Source organism: Candidatus Binatia bacterium (assembly GCA_036563615.1).
In the GTDB taxonomy this organism is placed as follows: domain Bacteria; phylum Desulfobacterota; class Binatia; order UBA12015; family UBA12015; genus DATCMB01.
Genome location: DATCMB010000004.1, coordinates 180,593 through 202,376, shown reverse-complemented (window position 1 = coordinate 202,376; position 21,784 = coordinate 180,593). Strand labels below are relative to the sequence as shown.

At 72.8% G+C, this 21,784-nt stretch carries 15 protein-coding genes; 8 read left to right on the top strand and 7 right to left on the bottom strand.

The genetic code is table 11. The annotated features are described in order from the left end of the window. Window positions 1–188 precede the first annotated feature (188 nt). From VIS07_00855 to VIS07_00820, 8 genes are all read left to right on the top strand, one after another. Window positions 189–1,985 (top strand): glycosyl hydrolase family 8, encoded by a 1,797-nt coding sequence (locus tag VIS07_00855; GenBank protein HEY8514044.1) that lies wholly within the window; start codon window positions 189–191, stop codon window positions 1,983–1,985. A 134-nt stretch (window positions 1,986–2,119) separates the two neighbouring features. Then, window positions 2,120–3,697 (top strand): sulfatase-like hydrolase/transferase, encoded by a 1,578-nt coding sequence (locus VIS07_00850; protein HEY8514043.1) that lies wholly within the window; start codon window positions 2,120–2,122, stop codon window positions 3,695–3,697. A 22-nt stretch (window positions 3,698–3,719) separates the two neighbouring features. Further along, on the top strand, window positions 3,720–4,394 hold the full coding sequence (locus tag VIS07_00845) for a response regulator transcription factor (GenBank protein ID HEY8514042.1): 675 nt from the start codon (window positions 3,720–3,722) through the stop codon (window positions 4,392–4,394). Between the two features lie 94 nt (window positions 4,395–4,488). After that, window positions 4,489–5,781 (top strand): HAMP domain-containing sensor histidine kinase, encoded by a 1,293-nt coding sequence (locus tag VIS07_00840; protein ID HEY8514041.1) that lies wholly within the window; start codon window positions 4,489–4,491, stop codon window positions 5,779–5,781. Continuing rightward, window positions 5,778–6,965 carry a rhomboid family intramembrane serine protease gene (locus VIS07_00835; protein ID HEY8514040.1) on the top strand — a complete coding sequence of 396 codons (1,188 nt, stop codon included), beginning with the start codon at window positions 5,778–5,780 and terminating at the stop codon, window positions 6,963–6,965. The genes VIS07_00840 and VIS07_00835 overlap by 4 nt, the downstream gene beginning before the upstream one ends. Next, window positions 6,962–9,517 carry a glycosyl hydrolase-related protein gene (locus tag VIS07_00830; protein ID HEY8514039.1) on the top strand — a complete coding sequence of 852 codons (2,556 nt, stop codon included), beginning with the start codon at window positions 6,962–6,964 and terminating at the stop codon, window positions 9,515–9,517. The genes VIS07_00835 and VIS07_00830 overlap by 4 nt, the downstream gene beginning before the upstream one ends. 752 nt (window positions 9,518–10,269) lie before the next feature. Next, a complete protein-coding gene (locus VIS07_00825; GenBank protein ID HEY8514038.1) occupies window positions 10,270–11,412 on the top strand; it encodes a hypothetical protein in 1,143 nt (380 codons plus the stop codon). A 399-nt stretch (window positions 11,413–11,811) separates the two neighbouring features. Continuing rightward, on the top strand, window positions 11,812–13,149 hold the full coding sequence (locus VIS07_00820) for a CAP domain-containing protein (protein ID HEY8514037.1): 1,338 nt from the start codon (window positions 11,812–11,814) through the stop codon (window positions 13,147–13,149). Window positions 13,150–13,263: 114 nt separating this feature from the next. Here VIS07_00820 and VIS07_00815 read toward each other — a convergent pair whose 3' ends face one another. From VIS07_00815 to VIS07_00785, 7 genes are all read right to left on the bottom strand, one after another. After that, window positions 13,264–15,285, bottom strand: a complete 2,022-nt coding sequence (locus VIS07_00815; GenBank protein ID HEY8514036.1) for a BatD family protein — start codon at window positions 15,283–15,285, stop codon at window positions 13,264–13,266. Then, window positions 15,279–17,279, bottom strand: a complete 2,001-nt coding sequence (locus VIS07_00810; GenBank protein ID HEY8514035.1) for a VWA domain-containing protein — start codon at window positions 17,277–17,279, stop codon at window positions 15,279–15,281. The genes VIS07_00815 and VIS07_00810 overlap by 7 nt, the downstream gene beginning before the upstream one ends. After that, window positions 17,276–18,298: a VWA domain-containing protein gene (locus VIS07_00805; GenBank protein ID HEY8514034.1), complete on the bottom strand. Its 1,023-nt coding sequence runs from the start codon at window positions 18,296–18,298 to the stop codon at window positions 17,276–17,278. The genes VIS07_00810 and VIS07_00805 overlap by 4 nt, the downstream gene beginning before the upstream one ends. After that, a complete protein-coding gene (locus VIS07_00800) occupies window positions 18,295–18,816 on the bottom strand; it encodes a DUF4381 domain-containing protein (protein ID HEY8514033.1) in 522 nt (173 codons plus the stop codon). The genes VIS07_00805 and VIS07_00800 overlap by 4 nt, the downstream gene beginning before the upstream one ends. Further along, window positions 18,813–19,862, bottom strand: a complete 1,050-nt coding sequence (locus tag VIS07_00795; protein HEY8514032.1) for a DUF58 domain-containing protein — start codon at window positions 19,860–19,862, stop codon at window positions 18,813–18,815. The genes VIS07_00800 and VIS07_00795 overlap by 4 nt, the downstream gene beginning before the upstream one ends. Before the next feature lie 24 nt (window positions 19,863–19,886). After that, complete coding sequence (locus VIS07_00790) at window positions 19,887–20,882, bottom strand: MoxR family ATPase (GenBank protein ID HEY8514031.1); 996 nt, start codon at window positions 20,880–20,882, stop codon at window positions 19,887–19,889. A gap of 169 nt (window positions 20,883–21,051) precedes the next feature. After that, the gene (locus VIS07_00785) at window positions 21,052–21,777 is read right to left on the bottom strand and encodes a hypothetical protein (GenBank protein HEY8514030.1); all 726 of its coding nucleotides are present in this window, start codon (window positions 21,775–21,777) and stop codon (window positions 21,052–21,054) included. Window positions 21,778–21,784: the final 7 nt, after the last annotated feature.

The window sequence follows — 21,784 nt, the reverse complement described above, 5'->3', positions numbered from 1 at the left end:
CCGCGGTCTTACCCCGCTCGTCCGTCCGATTCCGCCTTGCCCCGCGCGCCGGGGGCGTGGTTCATTCGACCGTTCGCGTCGCAGCGTCTTTCGCGACCGACGAGCGAAGGAGCTGACCGTCCATGACCGAGACGACCCACTCGAGGCTTGCGCGGCGCGGCGTACGCCGTCGACTCGGGAGCGCGGCCGTGGTGGCCGTGCTGCTCTCCACCAGCGTCGCCCAGGCCGCCGTCAACCACCCGTTCGGCTCGCATCCGTTCACCTACGTGAACGGCGCGATCCGCCCGAACCACGTCACGCAGGCGCAGCTCGATCAGGCCGTGCGCACCTTCTACGACGCGTGGAAGGCGCAGTACCTGGTGCAGACCTGCGGCCCCGGCCGCTGGGTCGTGCGCGCCAACGCGGGCGGCGGCAACCTGACGGTCTCCGAAGCGCACGGCTACGGCATGATCATCATGGCGCTGATGGCCGGGCACGATCCGCAGGCGCAGCAGATCTTCGACGGCATGTTCGCCTACTTTCGCGACCATCCGTCGGCGATCACGCCGAGCCTGATGGCGTGGAACCAGAACGACTCGTGCCAGAGCGTGGGCGGCGTCAACACCGCGTCCGACGGCGACCTCGACATCGCGTACGCGCTGCTGCTCGCCGACAAGCAGTGGGGCAGCTGCGGCGCCGTCAATTACCTCGCCGAGGCGCAGAACGTGATCGCCGGCATCAAGAGCGGCGACCTCGACCAGTCGGGACAGTACGTCAAGCTCGGCGACTGGGCGCACCCGTCGAACCCCTGGTACTACGACTCGACGCGCTCGTCGGACTTCATGCCCGACCACTACCGGAGCTTTCTCAACGCGACGGGCGATCCGGTGTGGACCAACGTCCTGAACCGCACCTACCAGATCGTCGCGTCGCTGCAGGCGTCGCACAGCCCGGCGACGGGTCTCTTGCCCGACTTCGTGCGCTTCCCGCTCGGCACGCCGGAGCCCGCGCCGCCGGGCTTCCTCGAGGACGCGCAGGACGGCGCCTACGACTACAACGCCTGCCGCGACCCGCTGCGTCTCGGCACGGACTTCCTGGTGTCGGGCGACGCGCGCGCGAAGACCGCGCTCGACAAGATCAACGCCTGGATCCGCAACGCGACCGGCGGCAACCCGAGCGCGATCCGCGCCGGCTACCGGCTCGACGGCACGCCGAGCCCGGGCACGGACTACCGGTCGATGGCGTTCATCGCGCCGTTCGGCGTCGGCGCCATGGTCGACGCGACCAACCAGGCGTGGCTGAACGCGATCTGGGATCTCGTCGTCGCGACGCCGATCGGCGCCGAGCACTACTACGAGAACACGCTCAAGCTGCTGTCGATGATCGTCATGTCGGGCAACTGGTGGCCGCCGCAGGCGGTCACCGGCGGCTGCGAGCCGAGCGGCAACTCGCTCTGCACCGGCGGCGGGACGATGCAGCGCGTGCGCATCCAGCTCGGGCGCCTCGGCGGCAAGCCGAACGACGAGACGCTGCAGCTCCGCGCGCGGATCTTCTTCCCGCAGGGCGTCCCCGTGACGTCGCTCACCGAGGGAGCGCAGATCCGCGTCGAGGACCTCGGCGCCGGAAGCGCGGCGATCTTCGACTTGACGGAGGAGGCGAGCACCCCGGTCCCGGCGGTGTCGGCGGGCGTCTGCGACGCGAAGAAGGACGGCTGGAAGGTGACCAAGGTGATGACGCGCTACCGCAACGGCTCCACGGCGCTCGATCCGCCGACCTGCACGGCGGGCTCGGCGCGCGGGCTCGCGCTGCTCAAGTACCGCAAGCTGGGCGACCGCGACCTCGACGTCGTCGTGCAGGTGCGAAAGAGCTCGCTGCCCACACCCGTCGGACCGCTGCGCGCGACGCTCGTGCTCGGCGCCACGCAGGCCGCGGGCGACGCCGGCGCCTGCGGCACCAGCGCGCCGGTCGCCTGCAGCGGCAAGGGCGGCGTGCGGCGCTGCAAGTAGGCTCGCGAGGCCGGGCGAAGGAGAAGACCGCCGCGCCCGCGTGCGGTCGCGGAGCGGCGGCGGGCGCTCGAGTATCTTGCACTGAGGCTGCGAATAGATTTGCGTCCGAGCGAGCGCCGCTGCTACGAGGACGCATGGGCCGCAAGATCCTCCTCGTCACCACCGACCAGCAGCGCTTCGACGCGCTCGGGTGCAACGGCGGCACGATCGCGCGCACGCCGGTCGCCGACCGGCTCGCCGCGACCGGCGTCAATTACAAGCGCGCGCACAACCAGAACGTGGTGTGCATGCCGGCGCGCTCGACGATGCTCACCGGTCAGTACGTGCGCACCCACGGCGTGACCGCGAACGGCATCCCGCTGCCGGTCGACGCGCCGAGCGTCGCGGCCTACCTGCACGAGAAGGCGGGCTACCGCACGGCGCTGCTCGGCAAGGCGCACTTCGAGCCCGCCTTCGACCCGCAGCAGCGCTGGTTCGAGAACCGCATGGCGCGCGAGGGATCCACCGGCCCGTTCCGCGGCTTCGAGCACATGGAGCTCGCGATGCACGTACCGCTCGGCGGCTGGCACTACTCGCTGTGGCTGCGGCGCAACCACCCCGACGCCGTGAAGGGCTTCGCGCCGCTCTTGAGCGCGGCGGGCGGCGGCGAGACCGGCGCGCCCGAGGTGACCTACAACCCGATCCCGCGCGAGCTCTACCACACCGACTGGGTCGCCGATCGCACGATCGCGTTCCTCGACTCGCTGTCCGACGACGAGGACTGGTTCGTGTGGATGAGCTTCCCCGACCCGCACCACCCGTGGGATCCGCCGGCCTCGGAGGCGAAGCGCGTCCCGTGGCGCGAGCTCGACCTGCCGCCCGGCCACCCCGGCTCGGACGAGAAGATCCGGCAGATCCTCGCGCAGAAGCCGCGCCACTGGCTCGCCTGGTACGAGGGGCGCTGGCCGAACATGGAGGGCGGCCCCGCGACGTTCGCGCCCTGCACGCTGACGCACGACCAGATCCGCGAGGTGAACGCGCTCACCCACGTCGAGATCGAGCTCATCGACGAGGCGCTCGGCCGGGTGCTGGCGCGCATCCGCGAGCGCGGCTGGGACGCCGACACCGACGTGATCTTCACCACCGACCACGGCGAGCTGCAGGGCGACTTCGGCCTGCTCTACAAGGGCCCGTACCACGTCGACGCGCTGATGCGGATCCCGCTGATCTGGCGTCCGGCGCCGTCGGCCGGGATCGCGCCGGCCGTGATCGAGGAGCCGGTCGGACAGCTCGACCTGGCGCCGACCTTCTGCGCCATCGCGGGCCTCGAGCCGCCCGACTGGATGCAGGGCGAGCCGCTGCCGACGGCGCCTGGCTCGGGCCGCGAGCGGGTCATCACCGAGTGGGACAGCCAGTTCGACCGCTGCGGCATGCACCTGCGGACGATCTACCGCGACGGACTCGTGTGCACGGTCTACGAGCCGAGCACGTGCGACGTCGGCTTCCCGGCCGAGCCGGTGCTCGCCGCGAGCGGCTGGCAGGGCGAGCTGCCGTCGATCGTCTACGACGGCAGCGAGGGCGAGCTCTACGATCTGCGCGAGGATCCGCTACAGTGGCGCAACCTGTGGAACGACCCCGCCTGGCAGAAGCGCAAGAAGGAGCTGATCGCGGATCTCTACGATCACCTGCCCGCACCGCGCACGCCCGGGCTCGCGGTGGAGGCGCCGGCGTAACGCGGCCGCCGGCTTCGCGCGCATGCGCGTGCTCGTGATCGAGGACGACCGCGAGGCGGCGCGCTACCTGACCAAGGGCCTCGCGGAGAGCGGCCACGTCGTCGACCACGCCCCCGACGGCCCGCAGGGCCTCGTGCTCGCGACGAGCGGCACCTACGACGTGCTGATCGTCGACCGCATGCTGCCCGGGCTCGACGGGCTGTCGATCGTCGAGGCGCTGCGCAAGAACGGCAGCACGGTGCCGGTGCTGATCCTGTCCGCGAAGAGCAGCGTCGACGACCGCGTCGCCGGGCTGCGCGCGGGCGGCGACGATTACCTGACCAAGCCGTTCGCCTTCTCCGAGCTGCTCGCGCGCCTCGACGCGCTCGTGCGCCGCAGCCGGCCGACGGCGGTCGAGACCGTGCTGCGCGCCGCCGACCTCGAGATGGATCTGCTGTCGCGCACGGTGACGCGCGGCGGCCGCACGATCGAGCTCAAGCCGCGCGAGTTCCGCATCCTCGAGTACCTGCTGCGGCACAAGGGGCAGGTCGTGACGCGCACGATGCTGCTCGAGAACGTCTGGGACTACAGCTTCGACCCGCAGACCAACGTCATCGACGTCCACATGAGCCGGCTGCGCCAGAAGATCGACGCCGACACGGACCGGCCGCTGCTGCAGACCGTGCGCGGCGCCGGCTACCGGCTGCGCGACGATTGACGCGAGGCCGGGTACGGAGGGCGACCTGAAGCGCAGCCTGATCTTCCGTTACACGCTGGTCTACTCGGCGATCTTCTGCGCGCTGGTCGCCTGCGTGCTGGGCTTCGTGTACTGGTCGACCCTCGCCGTGCAGCAGAGCCGCGTCGACGCCGACATCGCGCGCGAGACCGAGCGTCTCTACGGTCAGTTGCGCGACAGCAGGACGGTCAGCGAGCGCGCCGCGGTCGTGACACGCACGACGATCGGCCCGCGCGGCCGCACGACGATCTACATGCTCGCGACCGAGCGCCGCGAGTACATCGCGGGCAACCTCCACGACTGGCCCGGATTCCGCGAGGGCGCGAACGGGACGCAGGGCGTGCAGGAGTTCCCGCTCGGCAAGACGGAGCAGGGCAGGGACGCGGTCGCCCGCGGTCGCGTCGTCACGCTGCCGACGGGCGAGCGCCTGCTGGTCGCGCGCAACGTGACGGAGCTCGTCGAGCTGCGCGACCTCGTGACGCGCTCGCTGCTCGCGGCGCTCGGCATCACGGTCGCGCTCGGGGTCGGCGGCGGCTGGCTCGTGAGCCGGCGCCTGTCCTCGCGCCTCGACGCGGTCGCGCGCAACAGCCAGGCGATCCTCGAGGGCGACCTCTCGCGGCGCATGCCGGTCTCGTCGCGCGGCGACGAGTTCGACGCGCTCGCCGAGAGCCTGAACCGGATGCTCGACCGGATCGAGGCGCTGATGAACGGCATGCGGGAGGTCTCGGACTCGATCGCGCACGACATGCGGAGCCCGCTCTCGCGGCTGCGGAGCCGCATCGAGGTCGCGCTCATGCAGCCGCCCGACGCGCACGCGTACCGCGAGGTGCTCGAGCAGACCGTGCGCGACATGGACGGCATCCTCGCGATGTTCAACTCGTTGCTCACCATCGCGCTCGCCGAGTCCGGCGCGCCGCGCGAGCGCTTCGTGCAGGTCGACCTGCGCGCGATCGCGCAGGACACGGTCGAGACCTACGAGCCGGCCGCCGAGGAGCGCGGCTTGCGCTTGACGCTGGAAGCCCCCGAGCCGGTCACGCTGCGCGGCGATCCGCACCTGCTCGCGCAAGCGCTCGCGAACCTCCTCGACAACGCGATCAAGTACGTCCCCGGTCCGGGCCGGGTGACGGTGCGCGTGCGCGGCGGCGAGAACGCCGTGCTCGAGGTGGCGGACGACGGACCCGGCATCCCGCCGTCGTTCCGGGCGCACGCGTTCGATCGCTTCACGCGCGTCGAGCAGAGCCGTACCACGCCGGGCAGCGGGCTCGGGCTGAGCCTGGTGCGCGCGGTCGCGCGTCTGCACGGCGGCGAGGTGACGCTCGCCGACGCCAGCCCCGGCCTGATCGTCGGGCTCCACCTGCCGCGCGCATGATCCTGCCGATCGGAGACGCCCCGAACGTCCGCGGCCACGTGCCGTGGGTGACCTACCTGCTGATCGCGGCAAACGTCGCGGTGTTCCTGCTGATCTCGATGCCGCTCTCCGAGATGCGTCCGCCGCGCGGCCCGCTGCTCGACGAGTACATACGGATGCTCGCGCGCGCGGCCGACAGCCGCGCGGAGTTCCAGCAGGCGCTGCGCTCGATCACGGCCTACGACCTGTTCGTCTTCCAGTACGGCTTCCGTCCGGCGTCGCCGTCGCTCACCGATCTCTTCACCTCGATGTTCCTGCACGCGGGCTTCCTGCACCTGTTCGGGAACATGCTGTTTCTTTGGATTTACGGCGACAACGTCGAGCACCGCCTGGGCTCGATCCGCTACCTGCTCGCGTACCTCGGGACGGGGGTGGCGGCGGTCGCGTTCCACGTCGTCTCGTCGCCGGGATCCGAGGTGCCGATGATCGGCGCGTCGGGCGCGATCTCGGGCATCCTCGGCTTCTACTTCCTGTTCTTCCGCCGCAACCGCGTGCGTCTGCTGTTCCTGCTGCCGCCGTTTCTCATGCAGGTCTTCGAGGTGCCGGCGCGCCTCGTGCTCGGCATGTACCTCGTCTTCGACAACCTGCTGCCGTACCTGTTCGCGGCGCGCGACGCGGGCATCGCGCACGGCGCGCACATCGGCGGCTTCATCGCCGGGCTCGCCGCCGCGTGGCTGATGGACCGCCGTCAGGTCGAGGCGCAGCCGCACGCGTTCGAGGCGGGACCGACGCCGGCGACGATCGGCGAGAGCATCGCCGAGGCGATCGACGACGAGGACTTCGAGCTCGCGGCGCGCAGCTACTTCGCGCTGCCCGCGCACGCGACGCGCAGACTCTTGACGCCCGGCCACGCGCTCGAGCTCGCGCACTGGCTGCGTCGGCACGGCTACGACGACGCGGCGCTGACCGTCCTGCGCCGCACGCTGCGCGACTATCCGATCGGACCGCCTGCTGCTGCGGCGAGCCTCGCCGCCGGCGAGATCCTGCTCGAGGACGAGGACCAGGGCGCCGCCGCCTACCAGTACTTCCTCGACGCGCTCGACCAGGGCGGCGACGATCCGACCATCGCGGGCGCCGCGCGGCGCGGGATCGCGACCATCGAGGCGCGCCAGAAGCGTCAGATCGGCAGAAGGTACGGACGATGAAGGTCTTTCTCGTCTCGCACACGCACTGGGACCGCGAGTGGTACCGGACGTTCCAGACCTTCCGCGCGCGTCTGGTCGACACCGTCGACCGCGTGCTCGAGCTGCTCGAGGAGGACGAGGGCTTTCGCTTCCTGCTCGACGGCCAGACGATCGCGCTCGAGGACTACCTCGAGGTGCGGCCCGAGCGTCGCGCCGCGCTCGAGGCGGCGTGCCGCGCGGGGCGGATCGCGATCGGTCCGTGGTGGGTGCAGCCGGACTCGCTGCTGCCCGCCGGTGAGGCGCACGTCCGCAACCTGCTCGAGGGACGCCGCGTCGGCGACGCCTTCGGGCCGACGTCGCGCGTCGCGTACACGCCGGACTCGTTCGGCCATCCGGCGCAGCTGCCGCAGCTCTTCGCGGGCTTCGGGCTCGGACCGTTCGTCTACTGGCGCGGCAACGGCGACGAGCTCGACGACCTCCCCGCCGAGTGGACCTGGCAGGGACCCGACGGCAGCACGGTGCTCGCGCACCATCTCGGCGAGGGCTACTTCGCGGCGTCGGGTCTGCCGCACGATCCGGACGAGGCGGCGGCGTTTCTCTCCGATCTGGTCGCACGTCTCGCGGCGCGCACGCGCAACGACGCCGTGCTGCTGATGAACGGCTTCGACCACGCGCCGCCCGAGGCGCACGGCGGCGTCGCGGCGGCGGCGCTCGCCGCCGCGAGCGGCCACGACGTACACCGCGCGCTGCTCGAGGACTTCGCGGCCGAGCTGCGCGCGGACGCGCCGACCTTCCGGGGCGAGCTGCTCGGCGCGCGCACGGCGAACCTGCTGCCCGGGGTCTGGTCGACGCGCATCCCGCAGAAGCTCCGCAACCGCCGCGCCGAGACCGAGCTGCTCGCCTGGGCCGAGCCGTGGAGCGCGCTCGGCTCGCTGCTCGGTGGTCCGGACGAGCGCGCGGCGCTGCGCGCGGCGTGGCGCGAGCTTTTGCGCAACCAGGCGCACGATTCGATCTGCGGCTGCTCGCAGGACCGCGTGCACGAGCAGATGGAGGCGCGCTACGACGCCGCGACCGAGCTCGCGCGCGAGACCGCGACGCGCGCGATGGAGCGCATCGCGGGGCTCGGCGTCGAGCGGCGCACGCCGCCCGGCGCCGAGATCGAGCTCGCGGTCTTCAACCCGTCGCCGCACCCGCGCACCGACGTCGTGCGCTTCGCGCTCGATCCGACGCGCTGGTTCGAGTTCGGCGGCGACGGCGGCCATCGCCTCGATCTGCACCCGCTGCTGCGCGCGAACCTCGAGCGCGGCTTCACGGTCGACGGCGAGCCGGCGCGCGTCGTCGCCGACGACGACCCAGGGCGCGTCCGGCTCGTGCCCGAGCGCGCGCCGCTCAGCGTCGAGTTCGTCGTGCGCGACGTGCCGGCGCTCGGCTGGAAGCGCGTGCGCCTCGCGCCGGCTCCGGACGCGGCGGAAGAGCAGGTCGACGACGGACGCGAGATCGCGCAGGGCGACCTCGCGGTTCGCGTCGCGGACGACGGCACGCTCGACGTGCGCTTCGGTGCGACGACCTTCACCGGGCTCTGCGCCGTCGAGGACACCGGCGACCGCGGCGACACCTACGACTTCGATCCGGTTGCGGGGGAGGGCGCGCGCACCGTGGGCGTGCGCGTGCGCCGTCTGCGGGACGCGAGCGGGCTCGAGCACCTGGTGGTCGAGCGCGAGCTGTCCGTGCCCGCGGCGCTCGCACCCGACCGCAGCGCGCGCAGCGACGAGCGCGTCTCGATGACGCTCGAGGTCGAGGCGCGGCTTGCGCTGGGCGTGCGGCGCGTCGACCTGCGCGTGCGTCTCGTGAACACGGCGCGCGATCACCGTCTGCGGCTGCTCTTCCCGACCGGGCGCCCCACGGAGGCCTGCGACGCCGCGACCACCTTCGACGTCGCCCGCCGCACGACGGCCCCGCGCGAGGCGCACGGCTGGGTCCACCCGCCGCCGCGCACGTTCCCGCAGCAGGGCTTCGTGCACGCGAACGGCTTGACGGTGGTGGCCCCGGGTCTGCCGGAAGCGGAGGTCACGGAAGGCGGCGTCATCGCGCTGACCCTGGTGCGCGCCGTCGGCTGGCTCGCGCGGATGGATCTGCGCAGCCGTCCGCAGATCGCCGGGCCGACCGTGCCGACGCCCGGCGCGCAGTGTCTCGGGGCGATCGAGGCGCGGCTGCATCTTGTCGCGGGCCTCGATCCGGCAGCGGCGCACGATGCCGAGGTCGGACTGCGCGCCGTGGGAGCGGGTTCTGCGCCGCTCGCGCCGGAGGGTGTGGCGCTGCTCGAGGTCGAGCCCGGCGCGCTCGTTCTCTCGGCGCTCAAGCCTGCCGAGCGCGAGCGGGGCGTCGTTCTGCGCCTCCTGAATCCGACGGACGCCGAGCACGAGGCGCGCGTGCGGCTCGGCTTCCCGGTGTCGCGCGCGCTCGCCGTGCGCCTCGACGAGACGTCCTGCGAGCAGCCGGTCGAGCTGCGCGGGCGCGAGCTCTGCCTGCGCGTTCCGGCGCACGCCCTGCGCTCGGTGCTGCTGCTGCCGTGAGCGAAGGGGCGCGACGTCCTCGCGCCCCATCGTCCGACCCGGGCCGAAGCGTGCGCGCCCGGGCGAGCGCTTGCGGACGCGTCTCTGCAGGGAGCGTCAAGCGCTTTCTCGCGCACTCTCGCTGCAGCGCACTCAGGGATCTCCCCAGTCGCCGCTGGCTCACGACGCTCGCGCGCGCCGACTAGGGTGATCCACCTAGTCCTCGCAAAAAAATCGACCATCGGCGAACCGTTGAGACAAAATTTTCTTGACACGACATGTGCGCCGTGAGATCCGTCTAGCCCTCGGAATTCGACGTCCGACGCTTCGTGCGACGGCCAGGGACGGTCATGTCAAGGCGAGGATTGCGCATTTCGGCTCGCCCTTCTGCTGTGTGGCCCCAACCGGGCCCGTCGGCGGTTCGAACCGCGGGTCGTGTCTCGCGTCCTCGCGCTCGAGGCGTCGACGCCGAAGCGGCGACTCGGTTGGCCGTGCTGGGGTCGCGCATGGTGTCCCGCCGCGGAAACGGAGGCGGTCTATGCGATAGGCAGAGTCGAGCCCACTGAAGCACCGGGCGACCGTCGGAGCGTCAAGCTGAAAGCTTTGCTGACGCTCGCAGCTTCCACCGTCGTGACGCGGCGGACGCTGCGACGCGACACCGAAGCGAGCCTTCTCTCGGAGGAGGATCCCGGTCGACGGCCGCGCTTTTCGTCCGCAGAGCTCGCACCGCACGAATCCCGGCGCTGCGAGCGCAACCTCTGAAGGAGAAAGTCATGGCCAGGAACATGCGTTTGCTTCCCCTCGGGGTGATCCTCGGTGCCGCCTTCGCGCTGCTGCTCGGCGTGCAGCCGGCGCTCGCGATCCAGTCGGGAGCGTCGCTGTCGTTGATCCCGAGCAACTCGGGACCGTTCACGGTGAACGGAACCACGTTCACCGTCGAGGTGCGTGCCAACAACACGAGCACGAACACCGTGCCGCCCGACACCGCTCCCGTGCCCGCGACGATCACCGGGCCGATCACGATCGGCTTCGGCTGCGTCGATTGCGAGTGCTTGACGAACAACAACAACAACCTCGCGTTCGTTCCGGGAGCGGTCTCGGGATGTGACGCCAAGGACCCGGCCGTCACGAGCTGCGCCAAGGGCGCCGGTCAGACGCTGGTGATCAACCTCGCGGGCGGTGGCCTCAACGTCCCGGCGGGCGGCAGCGTGTCGGTCGCCACCGTGACCTTCACCGTGCAGAATCTCAACCCGGCGGCCCCACCGCCCCCCGTCACGCTCCGCGGCTTCACCGAGCCGTGCGCCGTCACGGCGTGCCGCGTCGCGAACGGGCAGACCGACATCACCGCGTGCGTCTCGTGCGAGGCGCAAGGCTGTACGAAGATCTTCTTCGAGGCGACGATCACCAACGACTGCCCGCACCCCTGCCCGAACAAGATCACCTGCCGTCAAGGCACCAATCCCGACAAGTTCGAGTTCCACGCCATTCCGGCGACGCCGCCGGGCTTCGACCCGCCGAGCTTCCCGGTCAGCGTCGACATCACCAAGGGTCTGCCGCCGATGGGGCTCACGGTGAATCCGCCGTTGCCGCTGACGCTGCCGGTGGGCGCGCTCGTGTCGAAGGGCGACTGCTTCGCCTACCAGGACGCGCAGGCGGACAACGTCGGCGGCCTCGCGGTCGTCAAGGCGTGCGAGCGTGACGATCGGCCGAACGCGCACCGCATCGACATCCAGGGCTTCACCCAAGGGCTCTGCGCCGCTCTCAACACGAGCCAGTTCGCCGTGGGTCAGCTGCAATGTATTTCTTTCACCATCGACATCGGCGGCATCACGGTCGCCTCGGGTCCGCTCGCGTGGGAGCGGAAGGCCTTCGGCTGGCAGCGCAACACGCTGTCGGGCCCGCCGGCCTGCCCGTAGAGCGCATATTCCGTCATGCGGTTGGGCCGGCCCGGGGCGGCCGGCCCGCCGCTCAGTTTTGACGGGGACGTTCTCCCCGTCTTCGCCCCTCTGAGCTCCCTCCCATACCGCCGAGCGTCGCTCGCGGCGCTCGGTGGTATTTTTGTGCTCGACGCATCTGGCGCCGACGCCGTGGTGACGCCGGCGTCAAGATTGCGTCGCCCCACCCGCGAGCGTCAAGCGCAGACGCGCACAACTCCCTAGCAACCGTCTTGATCCAGCCATGGCACTTTGCTTGCGTCGCCGGACCGACCGACGGCGGGTCGCAGACGCGTCGGATGGGGCATTACGGGGGGTTGAAGCATGCGAAGGATGGGGGTGCGGCGAGGCGCAGGTAGGACGTGGCGGCTCGCAGGGAACGTGTTGCTCGCATGGGTGCTGGGCACGGCGAGCGCGTGGGCGGCAGACAGGCCGCCCTCGAACGACGAGTACGCGCTGCTGGTGCTCGCCAACGAAACGCGGTCGGATCCGGCGAGCTACGGCTTGCCGCATCTTCCGTCTCCGCCGCTCGCGTGGAGCGCGGACCTCTACGCGGCGGCGCGTTTCCACAGTGACGACATGGCGGCCCATCCCGGCTGCTTCGGTCACTACTCGTGCAACGGGGAAACGTTTCAGCGTCGGCTGGCGCGCTTCTATCCGGGCTACGGCTACATCGCGGAGAACGTATCGTCGTTCTCGAGTCTTCCGGAGCTGATTCACGAGGGCTTCCTCGCGTCGCAGGCCGGCCACCGGGAGACGTTGCTGTCGCCGATCTACATGGAGTTCGGCGCGGCGATCTCGATCGGCTCGACGCCGTCGGGGCTGGTCGCGTACACGACGCAGAACTTCGGCACGCGCGACTGGGTCGTGCCGCCGCCGATTCCGGCGGGCTGCGTGCTGCCGCGCGTCACGCAGAGCAGCATGTCGCGGAAGTTCCTCGTCAACTACTACGACCCGAGCGGACGCGCGCCGCGCTCGGTGCGGGCGATCGTCGGATCGAGCTGCATCGATCTGCCGCTGGTGGCGGGCAAGCCCGATCACGGCACGTACGGCGCCACCAAGAACGTCGCCGGCAGCGGCTGTGTTCCGATGGTCTACGAGGCGGTTCGCGCCGACGGCACGCTCTACCGCTGGCCGGAGAGCGGCGCGGTGCTGATCGGCGTGGGCACGACGAGCTGCGCCGAGCGCGCGGCTTCGGCTCCCACGCCGAGCTGCGCCGGCGGACCCGGTCCGCAGCCGACGCCGACTCCGACTCCGACGCCGACGCCCAAGCCGCCGACGGACGACGCGGCACCGCTCGCCGCGCTGAAGGGCGCGCTGCGCGGCCGGGCCGCGGATCCGACCTCTGGCTCGGTCCAGCTCACCGGCACCTTCGCCGAGCCGGCGGGCTTCGCGCCGAGCGCGAACGGCGCCGAGCTCACGCTGACATACGGCGCGAACCAGCGCTTCTCGGTGACGCTGCCGAAGCTCTGCTCGGGCGCGCCGTGCCTGAAGGGCAACGCGCGGCAGACGAGCTTCACCGCGAAGTACCCCGGGAACCGGCGCTTGACGCTGACCCGGAACGCGAAGGGCGTGTGGCGCTTCCGCTTCAACGCTCCGAAGGAGAAGGTCGGCACGCTGGGCAGCGGCCCGGTCGAGGCGACGCTCGAGGTCGGAGGCTCGACCTTCACGGGACGTGCGAGCGGCACCCTGCGTGGGCGCGCGCTGACCGTGAAATAGCGCCGTCTGGGGCGGCGAGCCGCGGCCGAGCCGCGGCGCACGGACGGGCGCGACGGCCCCGGTGGATTGCCGGGGTCGTTCGCGCCCGTCGTGGTTTCTACGTCCCGCTCGCGGCTAGGAGATGCAGGCGGACGAGGTCGGGTAGAGCGGGGGAAGCGGCGTCGCCGCGTCGTCGTGCGCATCGCGTGCGCGCCGACCGCGCGCCGTGCGGAACTCGCGCCACAGCGCGTCGCCGTCGAACGCGGCGCCGCGCGGCGCGTAGAGCGCGTCGTCGAGCCGCTCGACCGCGCGCTTCAGTCCCGCGTGGCCGAGACGGCGCGCCACCTCGCGCGCGGTCGCCGGCGCCGCGTGCGGCCACTCGGCGCGGCCCCACGCAACGAGCGCGTCGCGCGCCGCCCGCGCGTCGCCGCTCGCGCACGCCTGGCGGAGGGCATCGACCAGGGCGCGCGGGGCGACGTGCGAGGCGGCGGGCGACGCGCCGCTCGCCGTGGCGGCATCGGCGGCGGGGGTGCGACGCGCGAGCCGCCACGTCGCGGCGAGGAGGAGCAGCAGGACCGCGACGGCGCCGGCGGCGAGCACCGCCGGATGCGTCGCGAGCGCGGTGAGCTCGGAGGGCAGCGTGTCGTCGCCGGTTGCGACGGCATCCTTGACGCTCGACGGGACGCCGGACGCGGCACCGGTCGCGACCTCCGACGCCGGCGCGGCGACGGACGCGGCGCCCTTCGCGGCAGGCGCCGCAGCCGAGCCCGCATCCGCGTGCTGCGTGCCCGGCGCCGGCAGCACCTCGATGGTCTGCGCCGGCAGCGTCGCCGTGCGCGCGACCTTCGCCTCGACGTCCCACCACTCGACCTCGACGGCGGGCAGCGTGAAGGTGCCGGCGCGCGTCGGCACGAGCTCGAAGGTGTGCACGGACTCGGCGACGTCGCTGCCCGAGGTCGTCCGCGGCGTTCCGGCCGCGTACTGGCGGATGCCGTCGGGCGTCGTCACCTCGAGCGGCGGGAGCTGCGCGGCGGACGCGCCCTCGGCGCGCAGCAGGATCGTGCGCCGCACGGTCTCGCCAACCCGGAAGGTCGGCTGCGCCGGACGCCAGCTCTCCTCGAGCGTCACCGAGCGCGCGGGCAGGAACCAGCCTTGACCCGCGTCGGCGGGACGCGCCTGCACCGAGAGCTCGACCGGGTTCGAGCGCACGCGCACCTCGCGCCCCGGGTTCATCATGCGGTCGATCAGCGACGAGCCGAAGAACGAGCGCGAGCGCATGCGGGCGAGCATCTCGGCGAGGACGTCGTCGCCCGGGAAGCCGCCGAAGGCGTCGTCGAACGCGTCGTCGAACGGCGAGCGCGCGGCGCCGCGCTGCGGGTCGCGGACGCGCGCCTGCAGCACGACCGGCGGGATCGTCACCGTGCCGCTCTCCTGCGGGTAGAGCGCGTACTCGCGCTCGTGCACGACGTAGCGCCGTCCGTCGACGATCTCTTCGTACGTCCGCGTGTCGCCGCGCGGCTCGACGCGCACGCCGTCCGCCGCGGGCTCGGTGAGCGCGCCCTCGCGGATGCCGACGCCGTCGAAGACGCGCACCGTGTAGCGCACCTCGCCCTGGACGAACGGGTCGTCGCGATCGACGGTGGCCTCGACGAACAGATCCGGCGCGTCGTGGCGGTCGGTGACGGACGCGGCGTTGCTCGCCGTGCCCGCGGCGCCGCGGCCCGCGCTCGTCGCGCCGCGGCCCGCGCCCGTCGTGCCGCGGCTCGCGCCCGGCGCCGCAGCGGCGTCGAGCACCGAGACGGTCAGCGGCGTGGTGCTCTCGTCGCCGACGCGCAGCGCCGGGATCTCGAGCTCGCCGGAACGCTTCGGCCGCAGCAGCACCTCGAGCTCGCGCTTCGCGTCGACCCGGCCGTTCACGATGCTCACGCTGTGGCTCTGCTGCGTGCCGAGGATCTCGAAGTCCCGGGCGAGCGGCGTGAGGTCGGGCTCGCCCTGCGCGTCGCCCGACAGCGTCAAGCGCAAGGTGTCATCCTCGTGCACGACGTCGCGGTCGAGGCTCGCGTGGACCGCGGCGCTCGCGACGCCTGCGCTCGCGACGATCGCGACCGCAGCCAGCGCTGCGAGCGCGCGGCGGCAAGAAGTCGATCGAATCACCATGGCGAGATGTCCTCCCGTTGCGAGTAGCGTTTCTCGGCGTAGTGGCGGCGGATCTTGGCGCGCAGGAGCCCGCCGGGATCGTCGGGGATCGCGCGCAGCGCCTGCTCGCGCGCCTGCTCGCGCTCGGTCAGCGGACGACCGCTGCCGGCGCCCTGCGCCTGCTCGCGCGGCTCCTCGGGCTGCTCCGCATTGGCGTCGTCCTGCGCCTCGTCGCCCTGCAGGGCCTGCGTGAGGCGCTCGGCGAGCGAGCGATCCTGCTCGGCCTGCTCGTCGTTCGCGTTCTGCTCGGCGCGCGCGGCAGCGCCGTCCGCGGCGTCGTCCTCGGGGGACGCGCCGTCGTCGGATGCTCGACGCGCGCTCGCCTGCGCGCCGTCCTGCTGGCTCTCGGGCTGCTCCTCGGACCCTTGCGCGGTCTGCGGCTCGGCCGGCTGCGGCTCGAACTGCTCGCCGCCGGCGTCGGCGCTGCGCGACTCGTCCGCGGACGAGCCGGACTGCGGCTCCTGCTGCTCGGCCGACGCCTGTGCGTCCGTGCCGCCGTCGCCGCTCTGGCCTTGCGCGCTCTCGTCCTGCCCGCGCTCGTTTCGTGCTTGCTCGCTCTGCTCGTTCTCCTGCTGCGAGCCACCGCCGGAGCTTTGCTCCTGCGGCTCGCGCTGCTGCTGCTGCTGCTGCTGCTCTTGCTGGCGGCGCTGGTCGAGCAGCTTCTGCACGAGGTCGCGGTTGAACTTCGCGTCCGCGTGGTCGGGGACGCTCGCCAGCACGCGATCGTAGGCGGCGATCGCCTCCTCGAGCTGGCCCGAGCGCGCGAGCGCGTTGCCGAGGTTGTAGACGTTGTCGTCGCCCGGCAGCTGGCGGTAGGCCTCGACCGCGGCGGCGAAGTCGCCGCTCTCGTACTGCGCCGCCGCCTTCCACGCGGGATCCTCGAAGAGCTGCGCCGCGGTCGCGGGATCGCCCGCCTGGAGCGCGCGCTGCGCCTGCTGGTCGCGGCGGCTCCACAGGTCGCTCCACACGCTCGCCTCGGCGCGCGCCGGGGCCGCCGCGAGCAGTGCCAGCGCCACCGCGGCGACGAGCCCGCGGCGGAAGGCGAGGGGTGCGAGCAGCAGCGGGATCAGCACGAGGTAGACGCCGGCGTCGCGCCAGACGTCGGCCTGGGCGCTCGACGCGCCGGGCGCGAGCGCGCCGCCGGTCGCTGCGCGACGCGGCAGCACGACCTCGAGGTCCGCGTCGTCGGCGGTGAGCACGGCGAAGCGGCCGCCGCCCGCGCGGGCGAGCTGCTCGAGCGCTTCGACGTCGAGGCCGTCGCGCTCGCCGACGCCGAGCACCGACACGCGGTGCCCGCGCGCGGCCGCCGCGCGCGCCGCGGCGAGCGTCTCGTCGCGACGCTGATCCACGCCGGCCGTCAAGAGCAGGATGTCGCCCGACGCGACGCCGGCCTGCTCGAGCAGCGTGCTCGCGCGAGCGATCGCGAGATCGGCGCGCGCCGGCCGCGGCGGCATGAGCCCCATCTCGAGCGACGGCACCATCTCTTCGATGACGCGCGCGTCGTCGGTGAGCGGCGAGGCGACGAAGGCGTCGTCCGTGTAGAGGACGAGCCCGACCTGGCCGCCGCGCGTGCGCTCGAGCACGTCGTGCAGCTCGTGGCGCGCGCGCCCGAGGCGCGAGGGCCGCACGTCGCTCGCCGCCATCGACGGCGACATGTCGAGCGCGACGACGACCGGCTGCGACGCGGTGAAGGTCGGCTGCGGGACGCGCTCCCAGGCGGGGCCGGCGAGCGCGACGCAGGCCGCCGCGAGCGCCACGCCGGCCGCGGCGAGCGGCCAGCGGCGCGCCGTGCCGCCGTCGGTCAGCATCAGGTGGCGCAGCAGGTGCTCGTCGACCACGCGCCGCCACGCGCTGGCGCGGGTCGTCGAGCGCAGACCCAGCCACAGCAGCAGCGCGACCGGCACGAGCGCGAGCAGCCACGCCGGGCGCAGGAAGTGGAAGCTCTCCGGAATCACGACAGCACCTCCGAGCTCGACGTCGCGCCGAACGTCGCGAACGGTCGCGCGAGCGCGGCGCCGATGCCGAGCGTGAGCGCGAGCGCGACGCCGAGCGGCCACGGGAAGAGCTCCTTGGTCGGCCGCAGGTAGAGCGGCTCGGCGGTCGCGGGCTCGAGCTCGTCGATCTTGCGGTAGATGGTCGCCAGGCCCTCGACGTTCTTCGCGCGGAAGTACGCGCCGCCGGTCTCGTCGGCGATCGCCTGCAGCGTCTCCTCGTCGAGGTCGGCGGACGGGTCGACGACGCGGCGGCCGAACGGCGTCGCGACCGCCATCGCGTCCGCGCCGACGCCGATCGTGTAGACCCGGATCCCTTCCTCGGCGGCGATCTTCGCGGCCTGGCGCGGGTCGAGCGTGCCGGCGTTGCTCGCGCCGTCGGTCAGCAGCACGACGACGCGGCTCTCGGCCGGACGCTCGCGCAGGCGCTTGACGGCCATGCCGAGCGCGTCACCGAGCGCGGTCTCGTCGCCGGCGAGTCCGACCTGGGCCTCGTCGAGCAGCGTGCGCACGGTGTCGCGGTCGAAGGTGAGCGGCGCCTGCAGGTACGGCCGCGTGCCGAACAGCACGAGGCCGACGCGGTCGCCTTCGCGGCGCGCGATGAACTCGTCGGCGACTTGCTTGACGACGGTCAGGCGGTCGGTCGGCACGCCGCCGAGCGTGAAGTCGTCGCGCGCCATGCTGCCCGAGATGTCGGTGACCAGCATCAGGTCGCGTCCCTCGGCGGGAAGCGGCAGCGGCTCGCCGACCCACTGCGGGCGCGCGGCGGCGGCGACCAGCGCGACCCAGGCGAGCGTCATCGCGCCGAGCAGCCAGCGACGACGCGTGCCGGCGTGTGGGCCGGCTTCGGTCGTCGCGAGACGGGCGAAGAACGGGACGCGCAGCGCGCCCGCGCGCCCGAGCGGCGCGGCGGGCAGCAGCGCGCGCACGACGAACGGCAGCGGCAGGAGGGCGAAGGCCCACGGCCAGGCGAGCTCGATCATGCGTTCTCCTTGATCCACGCGCGGGCCGCCGCGAGCAGACCCGCGCGATCGAGGGTGGCGCCGGCGAGCGTCAAGCACTCGGCGCCCGCCGGCGCGTAGGGCGCGAGCGACAGCAGGAGTCCGGCGTCGGCGTCGAAGCGCGCGCGACGCGAGCGGGGCGCGGTCTCGGAGAGGAAGCTCTGCCAGGCGCGGCCGTGCAGCGCGGCGACCCGCGCGCGTCCGAAGCGGACCAGCGCGAGACGGCGCAGCAGCTCCGACACCGCGGTCGCGAGCGCCTGCAGGTCCTCCGTTCCGCTGCGCACCGCGAGCGCGTCGAGCTCGCGCAGCGCGTGCCGCGCGACGCTGCGTCGCCGTGCGCGGCGCCAGAGCCACACGCCGACCGCGGACGCGACGAGCAACCCCGCCGCGATCCACCAGCCGGGCGCGGGCGGCCAGAAGCCGACCGGCTCGGGGAGATGCAGCCCGCGCAGCGCGGCGAGCGGATCGCCGGCGGCGGTCGGGTCGATGGTGGGCGTCATCGGAGACCTCCGTGTGCTCTCCTCGCCACGCGCGTCGCCTCGGAGATCGGGGCCGCCGTGGCGGGCCTCGCAGCGACCGGCGTCGCGGGCGTCGCGGCGGCAGCCGCGAGCGCATGCGCACCGCGCACGTGGCGCGCGGCGGCGGCGCGCAGCACCGACGGCACGTCGTCGCCGGTCGCGAGCGCGACGAAGCCGAAGCCGCGCTCGCGGCAGATGCGCTCGAGGCGCGCGCGCCGCTCGGCGAAGCGCGCGGCGTACTTCTCGCGCCAGGCGCGCGACGTCGGCAGCTCGATCACGCGCTCGCCGTCGCTCACCCGCAGCCCGGAGGCCGACGGCAGCGCCGCCTCGAGCCGGTCGTAGACCAGCACGCACGCGACCTCGCGACCGCGCGCGAGGCGGGCGAGCTCGCGCTCGGCCGCGTCGTCGAGGTCGACGAAGTCGCTGATGACGTGGATGAGGGTGCCGGGCCGGCTGGAGCGCGCCAGGGAGGACAGCGCGTCCGCGAGCGAGGGGGGATGCTCGTTGCCGGCCACGGCAGGCGTGCGCGACGTGGCGTCGCTCAGCTTGCGCAGCAGGTGGAGGAGCCGCGCGCGGCTCCGCTGCGGCGCGGTCATCGACTCGCGCAGCGTGGCGTCGGACAGGATCAGCGCGCCGACGCGGTCGCCGGCGTCGCGCGCCGACCACGCGATCGCCGCCGCGGCGCGCGCCGCGACGACCGACTTGAAGGCGTCGCGCGTCCCGAAGCGCATGTGCGGCCGCTCGTCGACGAGCAGCAGCACCGGACGCTCGCGCTCCTCGTGGAAGAGCTTGGTGTGGACGCGGCCGGTGCGCGCCGTCACGCGCCAGTCGATCGCGCGCACGTCGTCGCCCGGCTGGTAGGCGCGGGTCTCGTCGAACTCCATGCCGCGGCCGCGGAAAGTCGAGGCGTGGACGCCGGCGTGCAGCGTGCGGACGCGTCCGCGCGGGGCGCCGTGCAGACGCCCGGCGGCGGATCTATGCTTGACGAGCTCCGCGACGGTCGCGGTGATGCCGTAGCCCTCGTGCATGTCGGACTCCGAAGTCGGGTGGCGTCAGACGAGCGGGACGCGGCGGATCAGCTCGTCGATGAAGTCGTCGGGCGTCACGCCGTCGGCCTCGGCCTCGAAGGTCAGCAGCACGCGGTGGCGCAGGACGTCCTTGGCGATCGCGTGCACGTCCTCGGGCGTGACGAACTCGGCGCCGCGCAGCCAGGCGTGGGCGCGCGCGCAGCGGTCGAGCGCGATGGTGCCGCGCGGGCTCGCGCCGCAGCGCACGAGCCGGGCGAGGTCGTCGCCGTATGGCGAGGGGTCGCGCGTCGCGAGGACGAGCTGGACGACGTACTCCTCGAGCGCCGGCGCGAGGTAGGTGTCGAGCACCTGGTTGCGCGCGGCGAAGATCGTGCTCTGCGTGACGGTCGGGATGGTGGGCGTCGTGCCCTCGCGGGCCTCGGCGCGCACCAGCTCGAGGATTTTCCGCTCCGAGCTCGCGTTCGGGTAGCCGACGCGGATGTGCATCAGGAAGCGGTCGAGCTGCGCCTCGGGCAGCGGGTAGGTCCCCTCCTGCTCGATCGGGTTCTGCGTCGCCATGACCAGGAACAGCCGCGGCAGCGCGTAGGTGTGGCGCCCGACCGTCACCTGGCGCTCGGCCATCGCCTCGAGCAGCGCCGACTGCACCTTGGCCGGCGCGCGGTTGATCTCGTCGGCGAGGACGAGGTTGTGGAAGATCGGGCCGCGCTGGAAGACGAAGCTGCCGTCCTCCGGGCGGTAGACGTCGGTGCCGGTCAGGTCGGCCGGCAGCAGATCGGGGGTGAACTGGATGCGGTGGTCGTCACCCTCGATGGCGCGCGCCAGCGCGCGGATCGCCTTGGTCTTGGCGAGACCCGGCGCGCCCTCGACCAGAAGATGGCCGTCGGCCAGCAGCGCGATCAGCAGCCGGTCGATCAGGGTCTCCTGGCCGACGATGCAGGTGTTCAAGTGCTCGCGCAGGCGCGCGAGCTGCGTCTGTGGCTTCGTCGCGTCGGCGGGAAAGACGGCAACCTGTTCGTTCATCGAACCGTATCCTCCTGGCTTCGGGCGGGGTATCCGCCGCTCGCCAGGTTGATACGTTCGCCGCCTGCGCGATTTCCTTTCCGGCAGATGAACTTCCGTTCATCTACCGGTGACGACAGGCGACGCGCCCGCCGCGCGGGCGGGCGCGCACGCCGTGCTGCTCAGTCGCTCAGCTCGCGAGCTGCTGCTCGAGGCACTCCTGCGTCGCCGGAACGGTGCCCGCCTGCGTGCAGACGATCACCGCGCAGGCGGCGCGGTTCGAGCCGTCGGCGGTCGTGAAGTCGACCTGCCCGCCGATCAGCTCGCCCGCGGCCTCGAGCGTATCGATGCGCGCCTCGTCGACGTCGTTCGGCGCGAGCGACGGGAAGCAGTTCGGCGCGCCGCTCGGGCAGGACGCGCGCACCATGCAGCCGGGGTCGCCGAACGACTCGGTGCCCGCGACGAGGAACAGCCCCGCCGTGCAGGCGACGTGCGTCGTGCTGTTGAAGTCGGTCTGCGTGACCGAGCCCAGACGCGACGAGATCAGGCCGCCGATCTGCCCGCCCTGCGAGTTGACGGTCGCGACGACGATCACCGTCCGCTGGCCGTCGCCCGGCGGCAGCTGGCCGTTGCTGCGCTCGGGACAGGTGTTCGGCGTCGAGGTGTCGTAGATCCCGCGCTCGTTGGTCCGCACGCACTTGATGATGCGCGGCGGTTGGTTCTGCTCGAGCTCGAGGAGCTGCGCCTCCACGTTGACGCTCGTGCAGCCCTCACACTGCTGCTCGGGCGGCACGATGATGATGCCGGTGTAGATCGTCTCGCCCGGCTCGAAGCTGTCGCCGCTGCAGGCGGCGACGGCGGCAGCCAGCACGATCCCCGCGGCGACGAGCCGCACGAAGCTTCCGGGAAGGGACATGGTGACC

Bases quoted from the DNA above. Each gene is read 5' to 3' on its own strand.
- VIS07_00825 (HEY8514038.1), top strand. From the start codon at position 10,270: ATGGCCAGGAACATGCGTTTGCTTCCCCTCGGGGTGATCCTCGGTGCC.
- VIS07_00830 (HEY8514039.1), top strand. From the start codon at position 6,962: ATGAAGGTCTTTCTCGTCTCGCACACGCACTGGGACCGCGAGTGGTAC.
- VIS07_00850 (HEY8514043.1), top strand. From the start codon at position 2,120: ATGGGCCGCAAGATCCTCCTCGTCACCACCGACCAGCAGCGCTTCGAC.
- VIS07_00785 (HEY8514030.1), bottom strand. From the start codon at position 21,777: ATGTCCCTTCCCGGAAGCTTCGTGCGGCTCGTCGCCGCGGGGATCGTG.
- VIS07_00800 (HEY8514033.1), bottom strand. From the start codon at position 18,816: ATGACGCCCACCATCGACCCGACCGCCGCCGGCGATCCGCTCGCCGCG.
- VIS07_00815 (HEY8514036.1), bottom strand. From the start codon at position 15,285: ATGGTGATTCGATCGACTTCTTGCCGCCGCGCGCTCGCAGCGCTGGCT.
- VIS07_00835 (HEY8514040.1), top strand. From the start codon at position 5,778: ATGATCCTGCCGATCGGAGACGCCCCGAACGTCCGCGGCCACGTGCCG.
- VIS07_00805 (HEY8514034.1), bottom strand. From the start codon at position 18,298: ATGATCGAGCTCGCCTGGCCGTGGGCCTTCGCCCTCCTGCCGCTGCCG.
- VIS07_00845 (HEY8514042.1), top strand. From the start codon at position 3,720: ATGCGCGTGCTCGTGATCGAGGACGACCGCGAGGCGGCGCGCTACCTG.
- VIS07_00790 (HEY8514031.1), bottom strand. From the start codon at position 20,882: ATGAACGAACAGGTTGCCGTCTTTCCCGCCGACGCGACGAAGCCACAG.
- VIS07_00795 (HEY8514032.1), bottom strand. From the start codon at position 19,862: ATGCACGAGGGCTACGGCATCACCGCGACCGTCGCGGAGCTCGTCAAG.